This is a genomic window from Pantoea sp. Cy-639, assembly GCF_011752525.1.
Lineage (GTDB): Bacteria > Pseudomonadota > Gammaproteobacteria > Pseudomonadales > Pseudomonadaceae > Aquipseudomonas.
Map to the genome: position 1 here is coordinate 275,738 of NZ_VWXI01000001.1, position 17,337 is coordinate 293,074.

27 protein-coding genes are annotated in these 17,337 nt (G+C 60.1%); 3 read left to right on the forward strand and 24 right to left on the reverse strand.

Going from position 1 to position 17,337, the window contains the following annotated elements; all coding sequences use genetic code 11:
- The first annotated feature begins 76 nt into the window (after positions 1 to 76).
- Complete coding sequence (locus F3J43_RS01180; RefSeq protein WP_166882988.1) at positions 77 to 409, forward strand: HIRAN domain-containing protein; 333 nt, start codon at positions 77 to 79, stop codon at positions 407 to 409.
- A gap of 7 nt (positions 410 to 416) precedes the next feature.
- Here F3J43_RS01180 and F3J43_RS01185 read toward each other — a convergent pair whose 3' ends face one another.
- The 23 genes from F3J43_RS01185 to F3J43_RS01295 all read right to left on the reverse strand — a co-directional run bounded on the left by F3J43_RS01185 (position 417) and on the right by F3J43_RS01295 (position 16,009).
- Positions 417 to 785 (reverse strand): DUF3168 domain-containing protein, encoded by a 369-nt coding sequence (locus F3J43_RS01185; RefSeq protein WP_166882989.1) that lies wholly within the window; start codon positions 783 to 785, stop codon positions 417 to 419.
- Positions 782 to 1,276, reverse strand: coding sequence for an HK97-gp10 family putative phage morphogenesis protein (locus F3J43_RS01190; RefSeq protein ID WP_166882990.1), 495 nt, complete (start codon positions 1,274 to 1,276; stop codon positions 782 to 784). The genes F3J43_RS01185 and F3J43_RS01190 overlap by 4 nt, the downstream gene beginning before the upstream one ends.
- Complete coding sequence (locus F3J43_RS01195) at positions 1,269 to 1,613, reverse strand: phage head closure protein (RefSeq protein ID WP_205297564.1); 345 nt, start codon at positions 1,611 to 1,613, stop codon at positions 1,269 to 1,271. The genes F3J43_RS01190 and F3J43_RS01195 overlap by 8 nt, the downstream gene beginning before the upstream one ends.
- Positions 1,610 to 1,933: a head-tail connector protein gene (locus tag F3J43_RS01200; protein WP_166882991.1), complete on the reverse strand. Its 324-nt coding sequence runs from the start codon at positions 1,931 to 1,933 to the stop codon at positions 1,610 to 1,612. The genes F3J43_RS01195 and F3J43_RS01200 overlap by 4 nt, the downstream gene beginning before the upstream one ends.
- Positions 1,930 to 3,036, reverse strand: coding sequence for a phage portal protein (locus tag F3J43_RS01205; RefSeq protein ID WP_166882992.1), 1,107 nt, complete (start codon positions 3,034 to 3,036; stop codon positions 1,930 to 1,932). Before F3J43_RS01205 ends, F3J43_RS01200 begins: the two co-directional genes overlap by 4 nt.
- Complete coding sequence (locus tag F3J43_RS01210; protein WP_166882993.1) at positions 3,023 to 4,390, reverse strand: phage portal protein; 1,368 nt, start codon at positions 4,388 to 4,390, stop codon at positions 3,023 to 3,025. The genes F3J43_RS01205 and F3J43_RS01210 overlap by 14 nt, the downstream gene beginning before the upstream one ends.
- A gap of 14 nt (positions 4,391 to 4,404) precedes the next feature.
- On the reverse strand, positions 4,405 to 4,620 hold the full coding sequence (locus tag F3J43_RS01215; RefSeq protein ID WP_205297565.1) for a hypothetical protein: 216 nt from the start codon (positions 4,618 to 4,620) through the stop codon (positions 4,405 to 4,407).
- Between the two features lie 48 nt (positions 4,621 to 4,668).
- Positions 4,669 to 6,618: a phage major capsid protein gene (locus F3J43_RS01220; protein ID WP_166882994.1), complete on the reverse strand. Its 1,950-nt coding sequence runs from the start codon at positions 6,616 to 6,618 to the stop codon at positions 4,669 to 4,671.
- Positions 6,619 to 6,674: 56 nt separating this feature from the next.
- Positions 6,675 to 8,342, reverse strand: a complete 1,668-nt coding sequence (locus F3J43_RS01225) for a terminase large subunit (protein WP_166882995.1) — start codon at positions 8,340 to 8,342, stop codon at positions 6,675 to 6,677.
- A gap of 2 nt (positions 8,343 to 8,344) precedes the next feature.
- Entirely contained in the window at positions 8,345 to 8,842 is a 498-nt protein-coding gene (locus F3J43_RS01230; protein WP_166882996.1) for a terminase small subunit, read from the reverse strand.
- 136 nt (positions 8,843 to 8,978) lie between these two features.
- Entirely contained in the window at positions 8,979 to 9,293 is a 315-nt protein-coding gene (locus F3J43_RS01235) for an HNH endonuclease (RefSeq protein ID WP_166882997.1), read from the reverse strand.
- Positions 9,293 to 9,481: a YebO family protein gene (locus F3J43_RS01240; RefSeq protein WP_166882998.1), complete on the reverse strand. Its 189-nt coding sequence runs from the start codon at positions 9,479 to 9,481 to the stop codon at positions 9,293 to 9,295. Before F3J43_RS01240 ends, F3J43_RS01235 begins: the two co-directional genes overlap by 1 nt.
- Before the next feature lie 60 nt (positions 9,482 to 9,541).
- On the reverse strand, positions 9,542 to 9,823 hold the full coding sequence (locus F3J43_RS01245) for a phage holin family protein (RefSeq protein WP_166882999.1): 282 nt from the start codon (positions 9,821 to 9,823) through the stop codon (positions 9,542 to 9,544).
- Positions 9,824 to 10,198 carry a putative holin gene (locus F3J43_RS01250; RefSeq protein ID WP_166883000.1) on the reverse strand — a complete coding sequence of 125 codons (375 nt, stop codon included), beginning with the start codon at positions 10,196 to 10,198 and terminating at the stop codon, positions 9,824 to 9,826.
- A gap of 86 nt (positions 10,199 to 10,284) precedes the next feature.
- Positions 10,285 to 10,785: a hypothetical protein gene (locus F3J43_RS01255; protein ID WP_166883001.1), complete on the reverse strand. Its 501-nt coding sequence runs from the start codon at positions 10,783 to 10,785 to the stop codon at positions 10,285 to 10,287.
- 160 nt (positions 10,786 to 10,945) lie between these two features.
- A complete protein-coding gene (locus F3J43_RS01260; RefSeq protein ID WP_166883002.1) occupies positions 10,946 to 11,632 on the reverse strand; it encodes a hypothetical protein in 687 nt (228 codons plus the stop codon).
- Positions 11,633 to 11,643: 11 nt separating this feature from the next.
- Positions 11,644 to 11,961, reverse strand: a complete 318-nt coding sequence (locus tag F3J43_RS01265) for a hypothetical protein (RefSeq protein WP_166883003.1) — start codon at positions 11,959 to 11,961, stop codon at positions 11,644 to 11,646.
- The gene (locus F3J43_RS01270; protein ID WP_166883004.1) at positions 11,958 to 12,161 is read right to left on the reverse strand and encodes a hypothetical protein; all 204 of its coding nucleotides are present in this window, start codon (positions 12,159 to 12,161) and stop codon (positions 11,958 to 11,960) included. Before F3J43_RS01270 ends, F3J43_RS01265 begins: the two co-directional genes overlap by 4 nt.
- A 13-nt stretch (positions 12,162 to 12,174) precedes the next feature.
- Positions 12,175 to 13,452 (reverse strand): tyrosine-type recombinase/integrase, encoded by a 1,278-nt coding sequence (locus F3J43_RS01275; protein ID WP_205297566.1) that lies wholly within the window; start codon positions 13,450 to 13,452, stop codon positions 12,175 to 12,177.
- Positions 13,449 to 13,745, reverse strand: a complete 297-nt coding sequence (locus F3J43_RS01280; protein WP_166883005.1) for a DUF1364 domain-containing protein — start codon at positions 13,743 to 13,745, stop codon at positions 13,449 to 13,451. The genes F3J43_RS01275 and F3J43_RS01280 overlap by 4 nt, the downstream gene beginning before the upstream one ends.
- The gene (locus F3J43_RS01285; RefSeq protein WP_166883006.1) at positions 13,727 to 13,936 is read right to left on the reverse strand and encodes a hypothetical protein; all 210 of its coding nucleotides are present in this window, start codon (positions 13,934 to 13,936) and stop codon (positions 13,727 to 13,729) included. Before F3J43_RS01285 ends, F3J43_RS01280 begins: the two co-directional genes overlap by 19 nt.
- Positions 13,933 to 15,315, reverse strand: a complete 1,383-nt coding sequence (dnaB, locus tag F3J43_RS01290) for a replicative DNA helicase (protein ID WP_166883007.1) — start codon at positions 15,313 to 15,315, stop codon at positions 13,933 to 13,935. Before dnaB ends, F3J43_RS01285 begins: the two co-directional genes overlap by 4 nt.
- Positions 15,308 to 16,009 (reverse strand): helix-turn-helix domain-containing protein, encoded by a 702-nt coding sequence (locus F3J43_RS01295; RefSeq protein ID WP_205297567.1) that lies wholly within the window; start codon positions 16,007 to 16,009, stop codon positions 15,308 to 15,310. The genes dnaB and F3J43_RS01295 overlap by 8 nt, the downstream gene beginning before the upstream one ends.
- A 29-nt stretch (positions 16,010 to 16,038) precedes the next feature.
- On the opposite strand from F3J43_RS01295, the gene F3J43_RS23930 reads away from it, so the two are divergent.
- Together F3J43_RS23930 and F3J43_RS01300 are read left to right on the forward strand one after the other, a co-directional pair.
- Complete coding sequence (locus F3J43_RS23930) at positions 16,039 to 16,161, forward strand: hypothetical protein (protein ID WP_286184301.1); 123 nt, start codon at positions 16,039 to 16,041, stop codon at positions 16,159 to 16,161.
- Between the two features lie 178 nt (positions 16,162 to 16,339).
- Complete coding sequence (locus tag F3J43_RS01300) at positions 16,340 to 16,828, forward strand: hypothetical protein (RefSeq protein WP_166883008.1); 489 nt, start codon at positions 16,340 to 16,342, stop codon at positions 16,826 to 16,828.
- 238 nt (positions 16,829 to 17,066) lie between these two features.
- Here the strand turns inward: F3J43_RS01300 and F3J43_RS01305 are convergent, their stop codons facing one another.
- Positions 17,067 to 17,306, reverse strand: a complete 240-nt coding sequence (locus F3J43_RS01305) for a hypothetical protein (protein ID WP_166883009.1) — start codon at positions 17,304 to 17,306, stop codon at positions 17,067 to 17,069.
- Between the last annotated feature and the right edge of the window lie 31 nt (positions 17,307 to 17,337).

A 17,337-nucleotide genomic window follows, 5' to 3' on the forward strand; every position in this document is an offset into this window, starting at 1 on the left:
AGGTGGATGAAAAGCCAGTGGCAATTCACTGGCCATGCGTAATAGCTTTCGCCATCTATCGATCCAAGGAGTGCCCATGGAGTACAGCGTCATTGTTGCAGGCACTGGATTCGAGGGCCGGCAAAGCCGCATCCGCCTGGCCGTAAAAGAAGGTATGGAGGTGAAACTGGTTCCAGAACCGAACAACCCTCATGACGAAAATGCCATAGCTGTCTATGTCACCGTTCGCCGCTGGTTCACCCTCTTCCTAACAACCGATGTCCACATCGGCTACATAAAGAAAGAGCGAGCCAAATTCTTCACGAAGAAGCTTCGCGAAGGCGGCAAGATATTGGGGGCATATGTGAACAGCATGTACCTGGAGCTTGATCACCCACGGGTCTCACTCATAGTTGAGACCGACTGGTAAGCCTGACTCAACGGCGGACTATCCAGTCCACGTCGAAGTTGGTGCGGTAGTGCTTGGTCGCAGAATCGCGCGACTCACCACCCCAGCGAGTGACGTAGGCGCGCAATTCGATTGCATCGCGGATTGCGTCACGCACTTTGCGCACGGATGCGCTGGTGGTGCCGTACACGTCCACCTGCAGCGTGAAACCATCGACATCAGGGCGGCCTGCCAGATAGTTCTCCGGGCTCCCGCGCACCAGCTGCCAAACGGCATACGGCTTGGCCACGCCCTCCGGGGCCTCGCCAAACGGGTACAGGCGCAGGTTCACACCCGCACCGAGCAGAGCTGTAACGCCGGGGTCAGCCGCGCAAACGAGTTCAATGGGTGGTGTCATGAGGATGCAGCCTTTTTCGCAGCGCGCCGGATTGCGCGGTCGATCGCCTTCTCGTACTCGGTGACGAAGGTGTTGGTGACTTCGCTGATGCTGTTGGCCAGGGCCGGTCGCATGAACGGGGCCGCGGCCATCTTCTCGGTACCGAACTCGATGAGGCGCCAGTGTGGGGTGGGAGCATTGATCGATAGGTCGACCGTCTCACCCTTCTTCGCCAACACGGCTCCATGCAGCACGCCGACCCGGAAGCCCAGGTCGCCGGTCCGCTTGAACAAGCGACCATTCCAGCGCAGTGCGATGTTGTCGGAGATCGAGCGGCCGGTTTCCTTGTCGTCGATGCGCTCAGCGCCCTCCTTCGCCTTCTGCACCACCACCTGGGCAGCCTTGCGCAACGCAGTACGACCACCTTTTCGCTTAACGTCGTAGCTGACAGCATCGAGCTTTCCCAGCAGGCTATCCAGGCCGATCAGGCTGAACTCGACTGTTTCAGCCATCTTTCACCCCCTTCGACACAAGGATCGTGAGGTATTCACGACCAGAGTTCGGGTCCTCCAAAGGACGACCAACAATGCTGTACACCTCGTCCCGATAGACGATGCGCATGGTAGGCAGCACCCCTGAGCGGTAGCGAATCACGATCCTGGCGGTGGCTTCTGACTGTGCGGACTGGGCAGCAATCAGGTCGCGGCCAGACAGCGGGGAAACCTGCGCCCACACCTTGGCAAACAACTGCCAATCTGGCTCGCCGAACTCCAATGTCTCAGGGTCGCGCGGCGTGACCTTGTGCTGAATCTCGATTCGATGCCTCAGCTTGCCTGCTTGAATGCTCATGCCAGTGCCGGATCGCGAAGGTGGTAGAGAAGCGCTGTTACCGGCCTTGGGAGCATACCCTGCTCGAACTCCCGGTCTTGGTCGTTATCGCGCTGGTTGTACAGGTAGCCAAGCATGAGCTTGGTGGCTGCCTTCACCGCATAGGGAACCTTGCCGGGAATGGCCTCGCCGTCTGCATCCAGATAGGCATCAGCGGCGGACTTGAGATAACCCCTGACCAGGTCGCTCGCCTCGAGCACCTTGTCTCGGATGTCATCGTCGTCGGCGTCATCATCCACGCGAAGCTGAGATTTTGCTTGCTCCAGAGTGATGAACATCATGATGCCGATACCCCCTTGATCAGGTCCTTGCCGTTGGTGCCGGGCTTGCCGTCGCGGCCGCGCTTCGCCGCCAAGGTCCAGCCCTTACTCCCAACCTCGCCCGGCTTGTCGGTCGTTGGTTCGTCGCAGTGCCACAGGCTGCCCCCCCAGGTCACCGTGTCGCCCGGCACGTAGTCGCCAGGACTGAACACGCCGCGATAGATCATCACCGGCAGTTCAAGCTTTTTACGGATCTCGGCGCCGCTGGAGAGCACCAGAGCCAGCTCGACCCCCCTCTCGCCGGATTGCTCCACTACTGCGGAACCGACGCCCTCGACGACGCACTCCCATCCCTTCATGCCCGTAGTCCGCTCGAAGGAACGCCATAGGCCACCCAAATGCTTGGCATAGGTGCCGCGGGCGTACGCCTTCTCGGGACTGATCTCCGGCAGGATCTCCAGTTGCAAGGCATCTCGGCCTGGCTCGCCATCTTTCGGCAGGACCAGGCCCTGCATCACCTTGGCGACTTCTTCTGCGATGATTGGTCGGAGATCTTCTGACGTTACACTGACCCCAGGTTGCGCCGGGGGTAGGGAGTCGACCGCATCCTTCACGGCCTCGAGCAGCATCGGGGCAATATCTTCTAGTGAGACCGATGTACCATCTTTGGGCGCTGGCAGCTTGGCCACCTCCTCTGCAATCAACGGCCGGACATCTTCTACCGCGATGCTTTTCCCAGGCTCAGGTGGCGGCAGTGCCTCGACAGCCTCCTTCACCGCTTCGAGCACCATTGGAGTGACATCTTCCAGCGTGACCGATGCACCATCCTTTGGCGCTGGCAGCTTGGCAACCTCATCGGCCACTGCCAGACGAATCAGCTCGGGGTCGGCGTCCTTTCCATTCTCCGGCGTTGGTATGAGCTGCGCTGCCTCTCTGGCAACTTCTTCGACATCTAGCGGAGGAATACCCTCGATGGACTTCTTGAAATCCTCGCGCAGGACGGAATCCCGTTGATCCAGGTCTTTCGACAAAGCCTCTCGGAATGATGTCAGGGCTTTTTCGACAAACCCCTTCAGGACCGGTGCGAGCGCTTTGGCCTGTGCCTCAAGTTCACGCAGATTCAAGATTCAACTCCTTCTCAACCAATAGCGCGAACACCCGCACCTGATTCTCCAGATCCTCGGGCGGCAGCTCTTCCGGCAAGGGTGCTGCTGGTGGCGGCGCGGCGACAGCAGCTTTCCCGAACGGATCGGCTTGCGCATCACGGCGCGCAATGGCCGCAAGGCTGTAGTTCTGCTGCTGGATCATCGGAGAGTCGCCACCTTCAACCGGCGCAAGACCTGCTCGGCGGCGCGCCTCGTTGGGCTTCATCCAGCCTCCACCCACAGCGTCGTTGTTGGCCTTGTACAGAGTCGGCGTATCCATGCGCAGCAGGCCGTCAAGATCGAACTCCGTACCGTATGGCGAAGGCAGCTCCAAGCCTTCGTCCAGGCACAGCTCTGCCGCCTCGATCAGTGACTGAAGGCAGTCGGAGTAATACGCCTGGTTGGAGATCTCAGCGCCGGCATTGGTTGGAGTTGCACCCACCCCAACCTTGTACCCAGGTACATGAAAGACCGAGCACACCGTCTCTGCCGACCACTTCAGTTGCTCGATAAGCTGCGAATCGGCGGCAGAAAGTGCCATCGATTCGTACTTCAAGCCATCACCCAGGACAGCCACTTTGCCGGCGTTATCGCCGGAGAAATTGGCATCCCAGTGAGCCTTGAGGCGTTTTGCGGTGTCCTCGCCAATCGCGCCCGGCGCGGTCAGCACTCCACCCGGCTTCGAACCGTTCTGGAAGAACCTGGCTGAGTTGTTCTGGATGGCATTGCCCTGCATCGCAGCCAGGCCACATGCATAAATAGGCGAGACACCAACCAACGGGTGGAACAGACAGTTCATGCGATCGTGAATGATCTCACTCGCTGGAACGGTCATCCCTTCCTCGAGGGTCGACAGGTTGTCAGCCATCAGACGGTAGAACACGCTGCCATCGTCAGCAACCAATGGCACTACGCGACGCGGGTCGAGCACGAACATTTTGCTCACCACGCCACGACCATCCCTGATCTTCAGCACATAGGTGTTGCCACTGGTCAGTTTCGACAACATCCAGGTCTCATAGAACTGGATACGGTTCTGGTAGTGGTTGGGCCGCTTGATGACCGGAGAGAACGATGGGCTTGATGTTTCTTCCCACACCTTCTGGTCGGTAAGCTGTATCAGCTTCAAGCGTAGTTTTGCAATGTCCGACGCAATGAGGGTGATGCAGGCGAACACGGCGGAGAAGGCTAGGACAGTGTCCTGATTCACCTCGACATTGTGCTGCCAAGCCCCAGCAAACGCCTCACGCACCACCCCAAGCCAGCCGCCGCGATTGTCAGCCGGCCGCAAGCCCTTCTCTTCGGACTTCTTGCCCCATTTGAACAGTCTCATCGCGGCTCCACCGATTATTCAGACTTCATGTCGCGGCGCTTGTAGGTGCGCTTCGCGGGGGTTGGCGATCCCTTCTGTTCCTGCTCAGTTGAGGCGTCGGCCTCATCGTCAAGCCGAGCATTGCTGATCGCCTTCAGCAGCCTGACATCGCGATCACGGGCCTCGAACGCATCACCCGGGAACAACTGCCGCCCGGCATAGCGGAATTCTTTCAGAGCAACCATTTGCATGGTGACTTCCCTCCAGGTAGGGCCGGGATCTACCCCGGCCCTGATGGATCAGGACTCGTAGTTGGCCGAGTCGATGTAGCCCACCGCCTGCAGGCGACGGCGCTTCCAGTTGATGAAGCGCTCGGCGCGCAGGGCCACCATGTTGTTCTGCCACAGGCTGACCAACTCGGTAGCACCAGCTGCAGGCGCGCTGTCCATCTGCAGGGACGCCTCACGGCTCACGTCGATGGTCACTCCACCATCGTCAGCCAGCAGGATCTCCGATGCCTTGGCCAGGATGAGCCGCTGGCCTGCGCCGGTAACCGGGCTGCCCGACCCAGGGTTGGCCGGAACGCTTTCCGACACGATTACCGGCAGCCCCATGAAGGTGCCGCCGTTCATGTCGATACCCGGGAACTCAGCCTGGCCCAGGGCATTGGTCATCATGCCGATGGTCAGGGCCATGGTCGGGGTCATGATCCAGACCGCGCCAGCCGGGGTCATGTTGGCAGCCAGGAAGGCAGCGAACAGTCGCTTCACGTCCGCTTTCAGCGCGTCGGCGGTGGTCCCACTGGCGACGATCGGCGTTACGCCGTGAGTGATCGATGCGGGCGAAACCTCGGCCACCTCGGCAATGGCTGGGTCGACGAAGGCCACATCGAGGAACTGCGCCATCGATGCGGTGAGGTCCGCCTGCACCAGAGCCTCGGCGCTCGGGTTGCTGAAGCGCACCAGCTCATCGGTCAGCACCACGATGCCCGCAGCCTTGGTGAAGCGTAGAGTAGTGGTGTCGAACGCCAGGGCGGACACCGGCTTCGGCTTGCCCTCGCCAACCCAGTTCACGCTGGAGCCGGAGGCTTGACCGGACATCTTGATGTTGAACGGCACACGGCGCAGCCCCTGGATCTTGCCGATGATGGTCTGCGGGCGCAGCAACTCGATGAACTCGCTCGCCATGGTCTGGTACTCGACCAGTGGTGCCGCCCAGGCCGGGTCAGTGGTGGTGCCTGCAGCAACCGCAGCCTTCAGCACGGTCACGACCTCGGGGGTGGATTCCTCCCAGCCCTTGGCGACCTCGACAGCCTGCATCAGGTTGCCCTTCGAGCGCGCCAGCGCGATGGCGTAGCGAGTGAAGGAAGTACCCTTCGGCAAGGTGCGCTCGACGCGAATCACTGCGTTGTCGCGCACCTCATGGCCTTTGGACACGCTGTTCACGCGGCCAGGCTCTACCGGCTTGGCGCCGGCCGCCATGGACTTTTCCAACCCGCGCAGGCGTCCCAGGTGGCCGTCGATGGACTTCAGTTCGCCCTCGATGGTGTCGTATTCCTCCGACTCGGAGGCGTCCAGGGTGCGGCCTTCCTCCGCCGCTTTGGCCATGATTTCTTCGAGGCGCGCTGCCTTGGCGGCGCGGGTGCTTTCGAAGGATTTGATTTGTTCCTGAATGTTCATATCGCCCTCCTCGGGCTTCGCTGATTTGGTGATGGTTGCCGAAGCGCCGGCAGGGGTGATGCGCACGACCGGTAGAGCGCTGATGCCTGTCGCGGCGCGCAGCTCACGGTCGATGGATTTGATGGTCTGGATGCTGGCACCGGCGTTAGCCGGAACCGTCACGGCAGAAAGCTCCAGCCACTCCCACTTGAGGAAGCGGCGGCCCCAGCTGCCGTCGATGTTGGCCGACTCGATCGGTGAAAATCCGATGGAAAGGCCGCGGACCAGCTTGGCCTTGATCGACTGCCAGGCTTCATCGAGCCGATCCTTCAAGGTTCCGGGCTCGTCGACCTTGGCCAGCTCGACAGTCACCTCGATGCCGGCTGCTGTCACGGTGGCCTTGGTCACCTGTCCTACCGGTTGGTCGTGGTTGTGCTGCCACAGGAAGGGGATTGGCAACTTGAATTGCGCACCCTTGGGCTCGACCACGTCATCCATGCGGTCAGGCGAAGGGGTGGTGGCTATGCCGGTGATCACGCGCGCGTCATCGTCCACCGCCTTGATTTCAAGGAGGCTGTAGGCTCTGTTCATTGGTTACCCCAGAAATGCAAAAGCCCGCACTTGGCGGGCTCGGCGTAGCGGATCGGCTACGAGTTGAGGAAAAACATCTGGTATTTCTTGGCCGGCGGAGACGGGTTCGTCGCCATCAGGGAAACGGCGTTCAGCAATGCCATCACTGGGTCGATCTTGGCGGTTCCGCTGGCCTGCTTGGTGATCAACACCGAGTTGGCTCGCGACTCGATCCTGGCATTACCGACGCACCAGTCCATTAACGGCTGGTCGGCATGGAACAGCTTGCGCTCTGCCAACTTGCGCTCTGCGATACTGATGGCTCCCACCAGCTTCCAGCCTTGCGGGATGCCGAAAATTATCTTCTCGTCGATGTTCCTGCTGAGTAGCTCCTCGAGCATGACCTTGTGGGTCTTCTCAGGGTCCATGCCGATAGCCGCCAACAGGCCGGTGCCGTAGATCATCTCGACAACGTCCGCCACCGCCGCTACATCGCCCGGCAACTCCTTGATGATGACCAGGTCGCCGTCGCGTTCGAAGTCCCGGTACTTGGACTCTTCCGACTTCCGCCGCTCAAGGGCTACTGGATGAGCCCAAGCCATGGAGGTCGATAGCCATTCATCCCCTCCCCGCCGTCGACCAATCACAGTAAAGCCGAGCAGGTCATCTAAACCGCCGCCGTCGATGCCGATGGTCACAACCTCTGACTGATCGAGCAGCACCTGAAGGCTTAGCGACTCATCAGCTTGAGCCTCCCAGAAATCAGCCCCAGTCCATCGATCTGAGCGAAGATTCAGTCCGATCTCAATGTTTAGGTGCTTCGCCAGGAACTTTTGAAGCGAACCATCGCCGGCGCCCTGCTTCTTGCGGAGCTCGTCTTGCAGCCACTCGGCACTGACGGAGCGCCCCAGGTTGGGGTTGGTGATGTAGAAATTCTCTGGATGCAAGTACGACCGGTCTTCGATCATGCCCTTGGGGAATTCGTATAGAATCCCCAGCGTCTTGCGATCCTCGATGACGCCATCACGTACATCCCGCCAATACTGAAGCCGCTCCTTGAACACTCCAGCTGGTGGCTCATCGCTTTGGGTGGTCAGGTAAATAACCCACCCTTCGTCCCGAGAGATCTGGCCGCCCAGCGCCTCCATGAACATCGCCTCGGCGCCTGGCTTTTTGCCGAATACCCAAAGCTCGTCCACCAGCACCTTGCCAGACTTCTTGCCTGACACGGTATCGGTATCTGCTGCTACGACTTTCAGACTGTTGCGCGTCGTGCGATCCGTGATCGTCCGAATATGATCCTGAACGTGAAACATCGCTGACAACTCTTCGTCGGCGCGAACCATCGCAGCTGCGGGTTTAAAGGCGTTGTCGGCCACTTCTCGAGTTGGCGCCAGGATCAAGTGTTCCTCTTCCTCACGCCAACACAGAATTAGCGCCGTCAGCATGATGCCGGCGGCAATGGTGGATTTGGTGTTCTTCTTGCTGATCAGCAGGCCGAACTCGCGGATCAGCTGCTTGCCGGTTTCCGCGTCGTACCCACCAAAGATTGCCCGGACGAAATCAAAAACCCACTCATCACAGCAGTCCGCCATTCGTGGCTTGCCGGGAAGATCCGGAACCTTGAGCTCCTTGAAGATCTGAACAGCGCGTTCGGCCTCATCGGCAAAAATCGGCGGCGGGATGATCGACTGCTTACGAACCAATCGCCTTTCCCAATCCAGGCATGCGGTGGTCCATTCCATCGCTACACCTTCTTGCCGTTTGCGGCAGCCAGGCGGGGCGGCGCCTGGCGACTGAATTTACTGGCGGCCTGCTCTGCTGCCTTCTGCCGCTCCTCCTTCTTGCCACCCTCTCCTTTACGGGGATGCAGAAAAGGCATCAGCGCTTTGGCTGCATCGACACGCAGCTTGGGTTCTGAACCGGCATCGTTCATCACGGCCAGCAGGAAATCCTTCGGGTCTCGATGAAGCAGGGCTGCGCCCAGGTCGAAGCCTGCTGATTCAACATCGTCACCGGGTGCTTCCGGGGTCCCCTTGGGCGGAGGCTGTTTAACACTGCCTTTAACAGGATGTAGAGCGTTGAGCTTGTGCAGCTCATTAACCACGTCAGGGTCTTTTGCCAGCCTTGAACCGGCTGCAGATGCCGTCTTTTCTGGACATCCAGCTGCAATGGCTGCGTCTCGATTGGACGCACCTCCCCTGACAGCGTCAATGAACCGACGCTTTTTGGGTGTTAAAGCCATTAACAAAAAACTCCTGAGAGGAAAAAATCTGCGAATGAGTTGGGCGCGGTGTCCGAGAGAAAACGTTTCTGAGGCTCGACCCTCCCCCCGCCCGCAGAGCACCAAAAAGGTGCGCGAAATGGGGATTTGACGTGCTTCAAATCGCCGTGCCGCGACCTCTGGCTGCCTCGGCAGCCGTCTTCGCCTGATGACAAGGGACGCACAAGCCCTGGAGATTCGAGTCGTCATCGCCGCCACCCTCGGCAGCGTTGATGATGTGGTCCACCTCAAGCTCGTGCGTGACTACCCCGCAGCAACGGCAGGTGTACTGATCGCGCAGCAGGATGCGCTCACGGATACGGCGCCATGGCCTTCCTCCTCGACCAGAACCCCACTGCGTTTGCTGTACCTGCTGGACGGGCGCGACCTCAAGCATCTTGACCTGGGCCTTGAGGGTGTTGAGCTTACCCATCACCGTCCAGCCAGAACGGGCGCGCCGCTCAGGTAGGTCGATGGTTGGGCATCCGGGTCTGCTTCCTCACCGTCGGCCAGGGCTTCGATCAGTGCCAGGTTCTGGCTTGCGATCGTCTCCAGCAGGCCGGTCTGCTTCTGCTGCTGCTCCAGGATCTTCTGGAGCAAAGAGATTGCTTGCTCGTTCACGGGCCACCTTCATCCATTTGTTGATCCATTCGCGCCGGTCGGCGCATCCACTGCAAGCCATCAGTCCACCCGCAGGATCTTGGCCACGTTGCCCTTGGCCCGGCACACCAGAACGGCGGCCAGCAGGTAGAACGCGGTGTTGAACCAGGACGCATCAGCGAACTCGTCATGCATCACCATGCGACCGACCAGGCTGACGAACTGCATGCCAGTGACAGCGCACGCAGCCCAGGCCATCAGCGAGACGCCCAGCTTGTAGCGGGAGTCCGGGTAAGGCCGATAGCGCAGGCCGATCATCACGAAGATGACGGCGCAGAGCCCGGCCTGGATAACGGCAACCATTCAACCCTCCTTCCTGGTACGCAGGCGGAAGACCCATTGAAGCCAGGTAGGCATGCGACCGGTCTGCATCCACTCCAGCAAGCCAGAGAATGTGACGACGCAGAGCACGCCGCATACGAATGCGCTGAAGCCAGCGGTCTGGGTCCAGGCCCGCCCCATCAGCTCTGCTGCTCCGAAGTAGCCGCCGATCCAGCCAGCCAGTAGATAGCCGACACGGCGCCAAGTGCTGATGTCCTTGGCGAACACCACGTAGAAGAAAGCCCCGCCGAACGCGCCGACAAGTGCGGCGAGATCCAACTGGGGGAATGCAGCACCCAGGCCGACGCTGGCAAGTACGCCGGTCACTGCGAGGGCGCCGGTACTTGGCTCGGCCATAAGCATTGCTCCTTGAAAGCCACTGACTTTTGCAGGGGCCAGAATCAAAAAAGCCCGCTATGAGCGGGCTTCTACTGAGAGATGGGTCAGTTCCCTTTCTTGATTAAGATCGACTCTGGATTGATCCTCGACTTCAAGAGGAAGACCAACTCGTCACAGACCTTTTTGAAATCTCCCGACTCAACTTCTACGGCAGACAGAATCACTGGGGCTTCAAGACCGTTGAAGCGGTATTCGTACCCATCCTGTCCGAACTGGACGGTACCTTCGAAGACAAAATGGAACCGGGGAGAACCCGACTCCGAATCAGTGAGAGTCAAGGCAAGAGAGAACGATACAACGCCATCTAACGCGGTATAGGTAGGCCAAGCCTGCTCTTTAAACGTCTTTGGAGTGCCGGTCCCGAGCCTGACATATCGGTCGCCGCGTTTGCCGCCTTCTTGGAACCAGTGGATATGAGGCAGCTCAAGATATTTTTCAAACCCTATCGCCAGTTCGCCAATCGATTTGACCAGCAAATGGCACTGCAAATTAATGGCTGCATCGAACTTTGCATACTGAGCATTTAATTCATCAAATACAGACATGTGACCTCCTTGGAAAAACGAGAAGATCGCACAAGGCATGGCATATAGCCACAAAAAAACCCGACTAAATGGCCGGGCTTTTGTAGTCACTCCTCAACACGCGCAGGAATGACAGGATGGGGATAATTTCGCTCAGTCGCTCACTGATGTCAACAGGCAATCACGCAGCCTCATTCATCAGCAGCCCCTCGACCTCCAGAATCACCCGAACTTCAGCCAGCGCATCGTCGATCATTCCGTCGAGCTTCTCGTTGATATCCAGCCTCCAGCGACGGCGCGTCGACTCTGGCGTGGCGTCGAGATCCCAGGTGTTCATGTCGTAGAAGCTGTCAGGCAGGATGATCACGTCCTCTTCGAGCGCCTCGATGCGCTTCTTCGCGGCCCGGCCAGCGGCAACGGCGGCATTCACCGCCGCTTCCCGACGCCAGGCCGATGCATCAAGCGGAATGTCCACTGACACAGATTGCGGCGCCTTGCGGCGAGCACCCTTCAATTTCGGGATCGCCCAGGCGGTCACCGCCTTGTAGATGAACAACATCGGCGCTGGGCTTGCGATGAGCGGCCTTACCAGCGTGATGGCCTGCACCTTTTTTGCCTTGTTGGTGCTGTACTTGGCGACCAGGGCATCCCAGTGCCGCCCCTTGAGCAAGTGGTGCAGCCGCGCCGACAGCCAGTAATCGACCTGGGTGCGGTCGATGCCGCCCGACTGCCCACCCAACGAGGCCAGGCAACCACCATCCTCCTCTGCCGACTTGTACAGCTTCTGCCATGCCTGGGCCTTCGCCGACCCTTTCTCGCCCGCCGCCAGAGCGGCAACTACTGCACCCGAAACGCTGCTGTAAACCATGTCCTTTCCCCTCAATCCCCGGTGTAGTTGGTGCCGCCGGCGCCGCGCCGGTTGCTTCCCTGATATGTCGCCTCAGGCCCGGATGCCTGAAGGTTCTTCAATTGCTCGATCTGCCGGAGCGCTGCCCGAAGCCTCATGCTGAGCTGGGTCACTAGTTCATCCAGGGCCAGGGCCTCGCCAGTTGCAGCCGCTACCCAGCCCGAGGCGTTGCAGTGGTCGCATGGCAGTTCGTGAAACACACCCTGAGTGACCGCTCTCCCACGGCACAAAGGGCACTTACCCAACTCGATCACGGCCTTCTTGAAGGCTGGGCCGTGGTTCTTCCTCATTGGGCCTCCATCAGCTGCTTGTGGACTTGGTAGATGTCGTCACCATCCAGGCACTCTGGCTGATGCCTGACCCGGTACGCCTCACCGCCCTTCATCTTCACCTCGAGCACCAGATCGCCATTGCTGCTGTAGATGAACATCGCACTGATGTCCGCCGGATTGACGGCGAGACGGGATCGCTTTACGAGCTGAATCAGCATTTCGAATCCTCGCCTATGGTTGGTCATTGGATGCGCTAGAGGCCCCGCCGTGGCTGGCCTGCGCTGGAAACTGCGAAACTTCGCGTAATGGCTCGGCAATGGTGTGGATGCCACTGAAACCACGCTCATCAAGCCAGGTGTGCCACTTCTCCAGCGCCTCGCGCTTGCCGGTCTCCACCCAGGAGTGGATGTAGGTCTGCACGTTGCGCCCCATTGCGTGGTTGAGCAGCAGCTCGCCGATCAGGAAGTCGATACCCAGGTCCACCCAGGCAGTGCGTGCCACCTTGCGCAGGTCATGGCTGGTCCACTCGCCCTGCCCCAGGCGCGCGAAGATGGCGAAGGCCTGGCTGTCACTGATCGCCTTGCCGGACTTGGCAGGGAACAGATACAGGCCGTTGTAGCCGGTCGCGGCCTGTTGTTGGTGGTAGCGCTTGAGCAGTGCGCACACCTGGTCGGTCAGAGGAAGGTTCAGCTCAACCCGGGTCTTGGTGTGCAGCGCCGGGATGTGCCACTGGCGATCCTCCAGGGTGAAGTCCCGCCACGACGCCAGCCGAGTCTCCGATACCCGGGTGCCGTGGCACAGCATCATCAAGGCGAGCATGGCTTCGGCCGGCGCCTGCTCGAAGTGTCCGGACAGCTGCGTGAGCAGGCCCTCGACTTGGCCATCGCGCAGCCGCGCCGCCTTGGGTTTGATCTTGGCCTTGGAGAAGTCGCTGAAGCGGATGGCGGCCATCGGGTTGGTGTTGATCAGGTTGAGCCGCGCCGCCTGCTTGAAGGCCAGGGCCAGCAGCCGGAAGATCAGCCGCAAATACTCGAGGGACAGTTCGGCCTGAAGGGGCCACATCAGGCGCTGATCGACCTCTGCCTTACTGACGGCTACCAGCGGCAATTCGCCTAGGCGCGGAATAAGGTGCTTGACCATGGCCGAATGAGCGGTCGCCTTGCGCTTTGCCGACAAGTTGCGGTCCTTGCTCATCCGCTCATCGAACCAAGCCAGCAACTGCCCTGTGCTCTGCCAGGTGCCCACAGCCACCTCAGCACTGGGGGTTACCGTCAGGCGTGCGCGCACCTCTGGCAGCACAGCCAGCACCGCTTTCGTGCCCAGGTCGGGGTAATTGGCGATCTTGTTCCACTTGCTGCCGGTGACCAGGTACCACGATCCGCGGGATCGATCCTGCTTGTAGCGAAAGCGGAACGCAGGCTGCCGGGCGTCCCTCAGATCACGCACCTCGTCAGCGGCGTGTCGGCGGATCTCGGCGTCAGACAGGGTGACGGTCAATGTCTTGCTCATGCGACCAGCACCCCTTCGCGAACCAAGATGGCCTGAGTGCGCATTACACCCTCGGCGTGGTACTGACGAGCGGTGTCGCGGTCAATGATGCGACTCCGGCCGTCGCAGGCGTCGTGGCATGCGCTACAGGCCCAGGCGCCCTGCATGTCGTGTGGCTTGATACCGACACCGCAGGTACCGGCCAGCCGATAGTGGGCAAGAACGGTGGTTTCGGGGTTGCCGTTGCACACCCCTGGGATGCGCACTTGGCATTCACGGCCGCGTGCGGCCTTGGTCAGTTTCGTTTGCCGCATGGGGCGTCCTCCCCGTGAAGGTCAATGATGGTGTAGGCGCTGGGCCACATGCGCTGGCCGTGTGCAATCGCCATGTCTTGGTCGCGGTAGAGCGCCACCGGCGGGCGCTGTTGATCGGGCAGGCCAAACAGGTCGGCTCTGCAGTACAGTGCGTAGCGGTAGTCGGCAAGGTCTGGGATCGGAAGCCTCATTCGGCGATCTCCTTTCGGCGATATCGTGCTGACAGTGGCCTGTCGTTCGACGGCTGGACCTTCACCGGCGGCTGCCAGCTGGCGGACAGGTTCTCGAAACGGTTGTACTGGCCAAGGAATGCCGCGCGGACGGTACCGGTCTCAATGTCTCTGCCCTTTCCGACGATGATCTCGGCGATGCCCTTGTATTCGCTGTTCTCGTGGTAAACCTCGTCGCGGTACACGAACAGGATCACGTCGGCATCCTGCTCGATGGCGCCCGATTCACGCAGGTCGGACGGCACTGGGCGCTTGTTCGGGCGCTCTTCGCACTTGCGGGAGAGCTGGCTGAGCAGCACGACGGGGATGCCAAGCTCGCGTGCAAGCTGCTTGCAGCCACGGCTGATGCCACTGATCTCCTCGGTACGATTGCCGCCCTCACCCTCCATCAGTTGCAAGTAATCGATCAGCAGGATGTCGAGGCCATAGCGCATCTTGTGACGACGAGCCAGCGAGCGGATGCGCCCAACGGTGGCAGTGGCGCGGTCAGCGATAAACAGGTTTGCGTGCTGCAGCTTGGCTGCCGCCGCGCACAGCTCGGCACCGTGCGACTCACAGGCCGATCCGTTCTTAACCAAGCCCAGCGGGATCTTGCCCTCGGCAGCAGTCGCGCGGTCGATCAACTGGCCTTTGCTCATCTCCAGGCTGACAACCAGGCCGGCCTTCTTCTGGCGCACCACGGCGTCCAACACAAAGCCCATGCCAAGCGTGGTCTTACCCATGCCAGGGCGGCCGGCCACAATGATCAACTGCTCAGGCTGTAGGCCGCCGGTTTTCTCGTCGAGGTCGGCCAGTCCGGTAGATAAGCCGATCAGAGTTTCGCCGCGTGACAACCGGTCGTGACGCTCCTGCCACACCTCCAGCTGGTCGGCCATCAGGTCGGCAGCCTTAACGACCTCCTCGCCGTCGCTGCCGGAGTCAATGGCCATGGCCGCCGCTTGCACCGCAGCGATCTTGTCCTGAATGTCCGCGCCGCCCTGGGCGATCTCAATAGTGCGATCACTCAAGTCGTACAAGGCGCGCTCGATCGCACGCTCTCGGACGATGCCGGCATAGGACGCTGCGTTGGCCACGCTCGGAGTGTTCTTCACGATCTCCGCGCAGTACGCCAGCGCGTTGTCGCCGGAAGGCAGCGTGCCGATGCGGTCAGCCACAGTGAGGAAGTCGACAGATCCACCTGCCGCACGCACACCCATGATCCCGCGATAAACGTCGGCGTTGTCAGCGAAGTAGAACGACTCCGGCGACAAATCGTCGGTCAACACGTCGATCAGTTCCGGGCGCTGGAGCATGGCGCCCAGCAGGCTGTGTTCGGCTTCTGCGCTGTAGGGGTCACGCATGGTAGTTGCCCTCCACGACCTTGACGAAGTTGGACGGGGCAATCAGCCAGTCGAAGGTGGCTCGGAATGGCGCACCGCCAAATTTCCCAGCGGCACGCCCCATCAAGAAATCCGACTTCGCGACGTCAGCGAAGTACTCGGTCCAGAATTCCAGGCTCTGGTGAACATCGCTCTGGTTCCAACGGGCGCGGATTTGTTTCTTGCGAGCCTCCGACACGAGAACGACGGCAGGCAGGGTTGGCGTGAGCAGTCGGTTGAACAGATTCACGATGTCCTGAACCGGGCAAGACGGCGAGCGCGGAACGCGGTTGCCATCAGGTGACGGTTCAATTGATGGTTCCTTTACGGTTCTGGGGGCATCTGGTGCCGGGGTGGGGGGCATTTCGTGCCGGGGTGATGGGGCATCTGGTGCCGGGGGGCATTTCGTGCCGGGGGCATATGCTGCCGGGGTGATGGTGTACCAGGTCGAGCGACCGAAGCGTTGATGGCTCTTCAGCAGATCGACCTCCTCAAGCCAACGCAATGCATTGCGCACAGCTCGCTCCGATAGGCAGGTACGCGATCCAATGGTGGCGAGGGATGGCCAGCAAACACCGTCGTCGTTGGCGTTGTCGGCCAATGAAATCAGCACCGCCTTTTGCGCAGGGCTCATCCCCTGCAATGGCCAGCAGGCCGTCATCACAATGGTGCTCATGACTTGCTCTCACACAGGGAGGCGCGCAGGTGTTCAACGCATTCGATACGGAAGGCGTTTTTCGACTCTGGCGCATACTGGAGGCGGATCATCCGCGCGGCATGGAGGGCGGCGGACTGGTGGTAGGCTTTCTGGTGCGAAACGGCCTGTGACGCGGTGTTGCTTGCGTCCATTGCAGAGTGCATAATCGACCTCGATGTTTGTTGTAGAGAAGCCGCCCTGCCAGGCGGTTTTTTTTCGCCCGCGATTCGGGAGTTATGGGTGCCTGGAGCATCCGTGGTAGCTTTTTGGCTCCACACGAAAAGGCCATCGGAGCCCGGACATATGAAGATGAATAGAGAACTCCAGCGAGAATTGCTGGCAGAACTCAGGGACCACTACCCCGGCAGGTCCTCGTCGGTTTATGGGATGGGCGAATACTCCCAGGCCGAATGCGTCGCCAACCTGATTTACATGCAGGAGCACGGTTTGGTTGAAAGTGGAATTGAATTCAGTGGATTGAGCGGAGCCAAAACCCTTACCCAAGCGAAAATCACAGCGAAGGGTTTGGACTTCCTTGAAGATGACGGCGGGATGGGCGCAATCCTCGCCACGGTTACGATCAAGCTCCATGAGGACACGCTCCGCCAGCTGATCGAGGCGAAAGTTCAGGCATCGAGCCTTCCCGAGGATCAGAAAAGTGGGATTCTGAAAGCTCTGCGTGAAGCTCCTGGCGAGACCACAAAACAGCTGATAACGAAACTAGTGGACCTGGGCATGGAGAATGCGCAGAAAGCACTTCCGCTAATTCAAACGTTGCTACAGAACGGCCAGCCCTGAACTCACCCGCCTCCTGAGCACGTAACAGACGGGCGTACGCAATCAGAGCCCCTCCCCCCCAAAGCTCAACGAATACTTCGTCCATGTCGGTTTCGGCCTGGACGAAGATCTCAGTTGATGTTGGCGACCGGCGTTTGGGGAGAGCTATCAAGGCGACTGGCTTCATGTCCGCTTCCTTACTGGTTAAATTCACAGCTGGTTCAGTTCACTACTGGCGCAAGGCCAGGTCACGCATACTTCACGCAGTCGACTTGATAGGTGCTATGCGAGCTAACAGTTGCTTAGCCTTGAATGGCTTGCCGTTGGCTCGGGCCAATTCGGCGATCTTTTCCGCGTAGCGGGTCTCGCCCGTGTACTCGGTACGCGGCAGGCAGCCAGAGGCAAGCCATTTGTAAACAGCACGCGGTGTTTTCTCGCAGACGACCGATACAGCGAAGACTCCGCCAGCATCGTCGATCGCCTTCTTGAGCGCCGTCATAGGGCCTCCAGGCAAATATGAACTGTAAGTA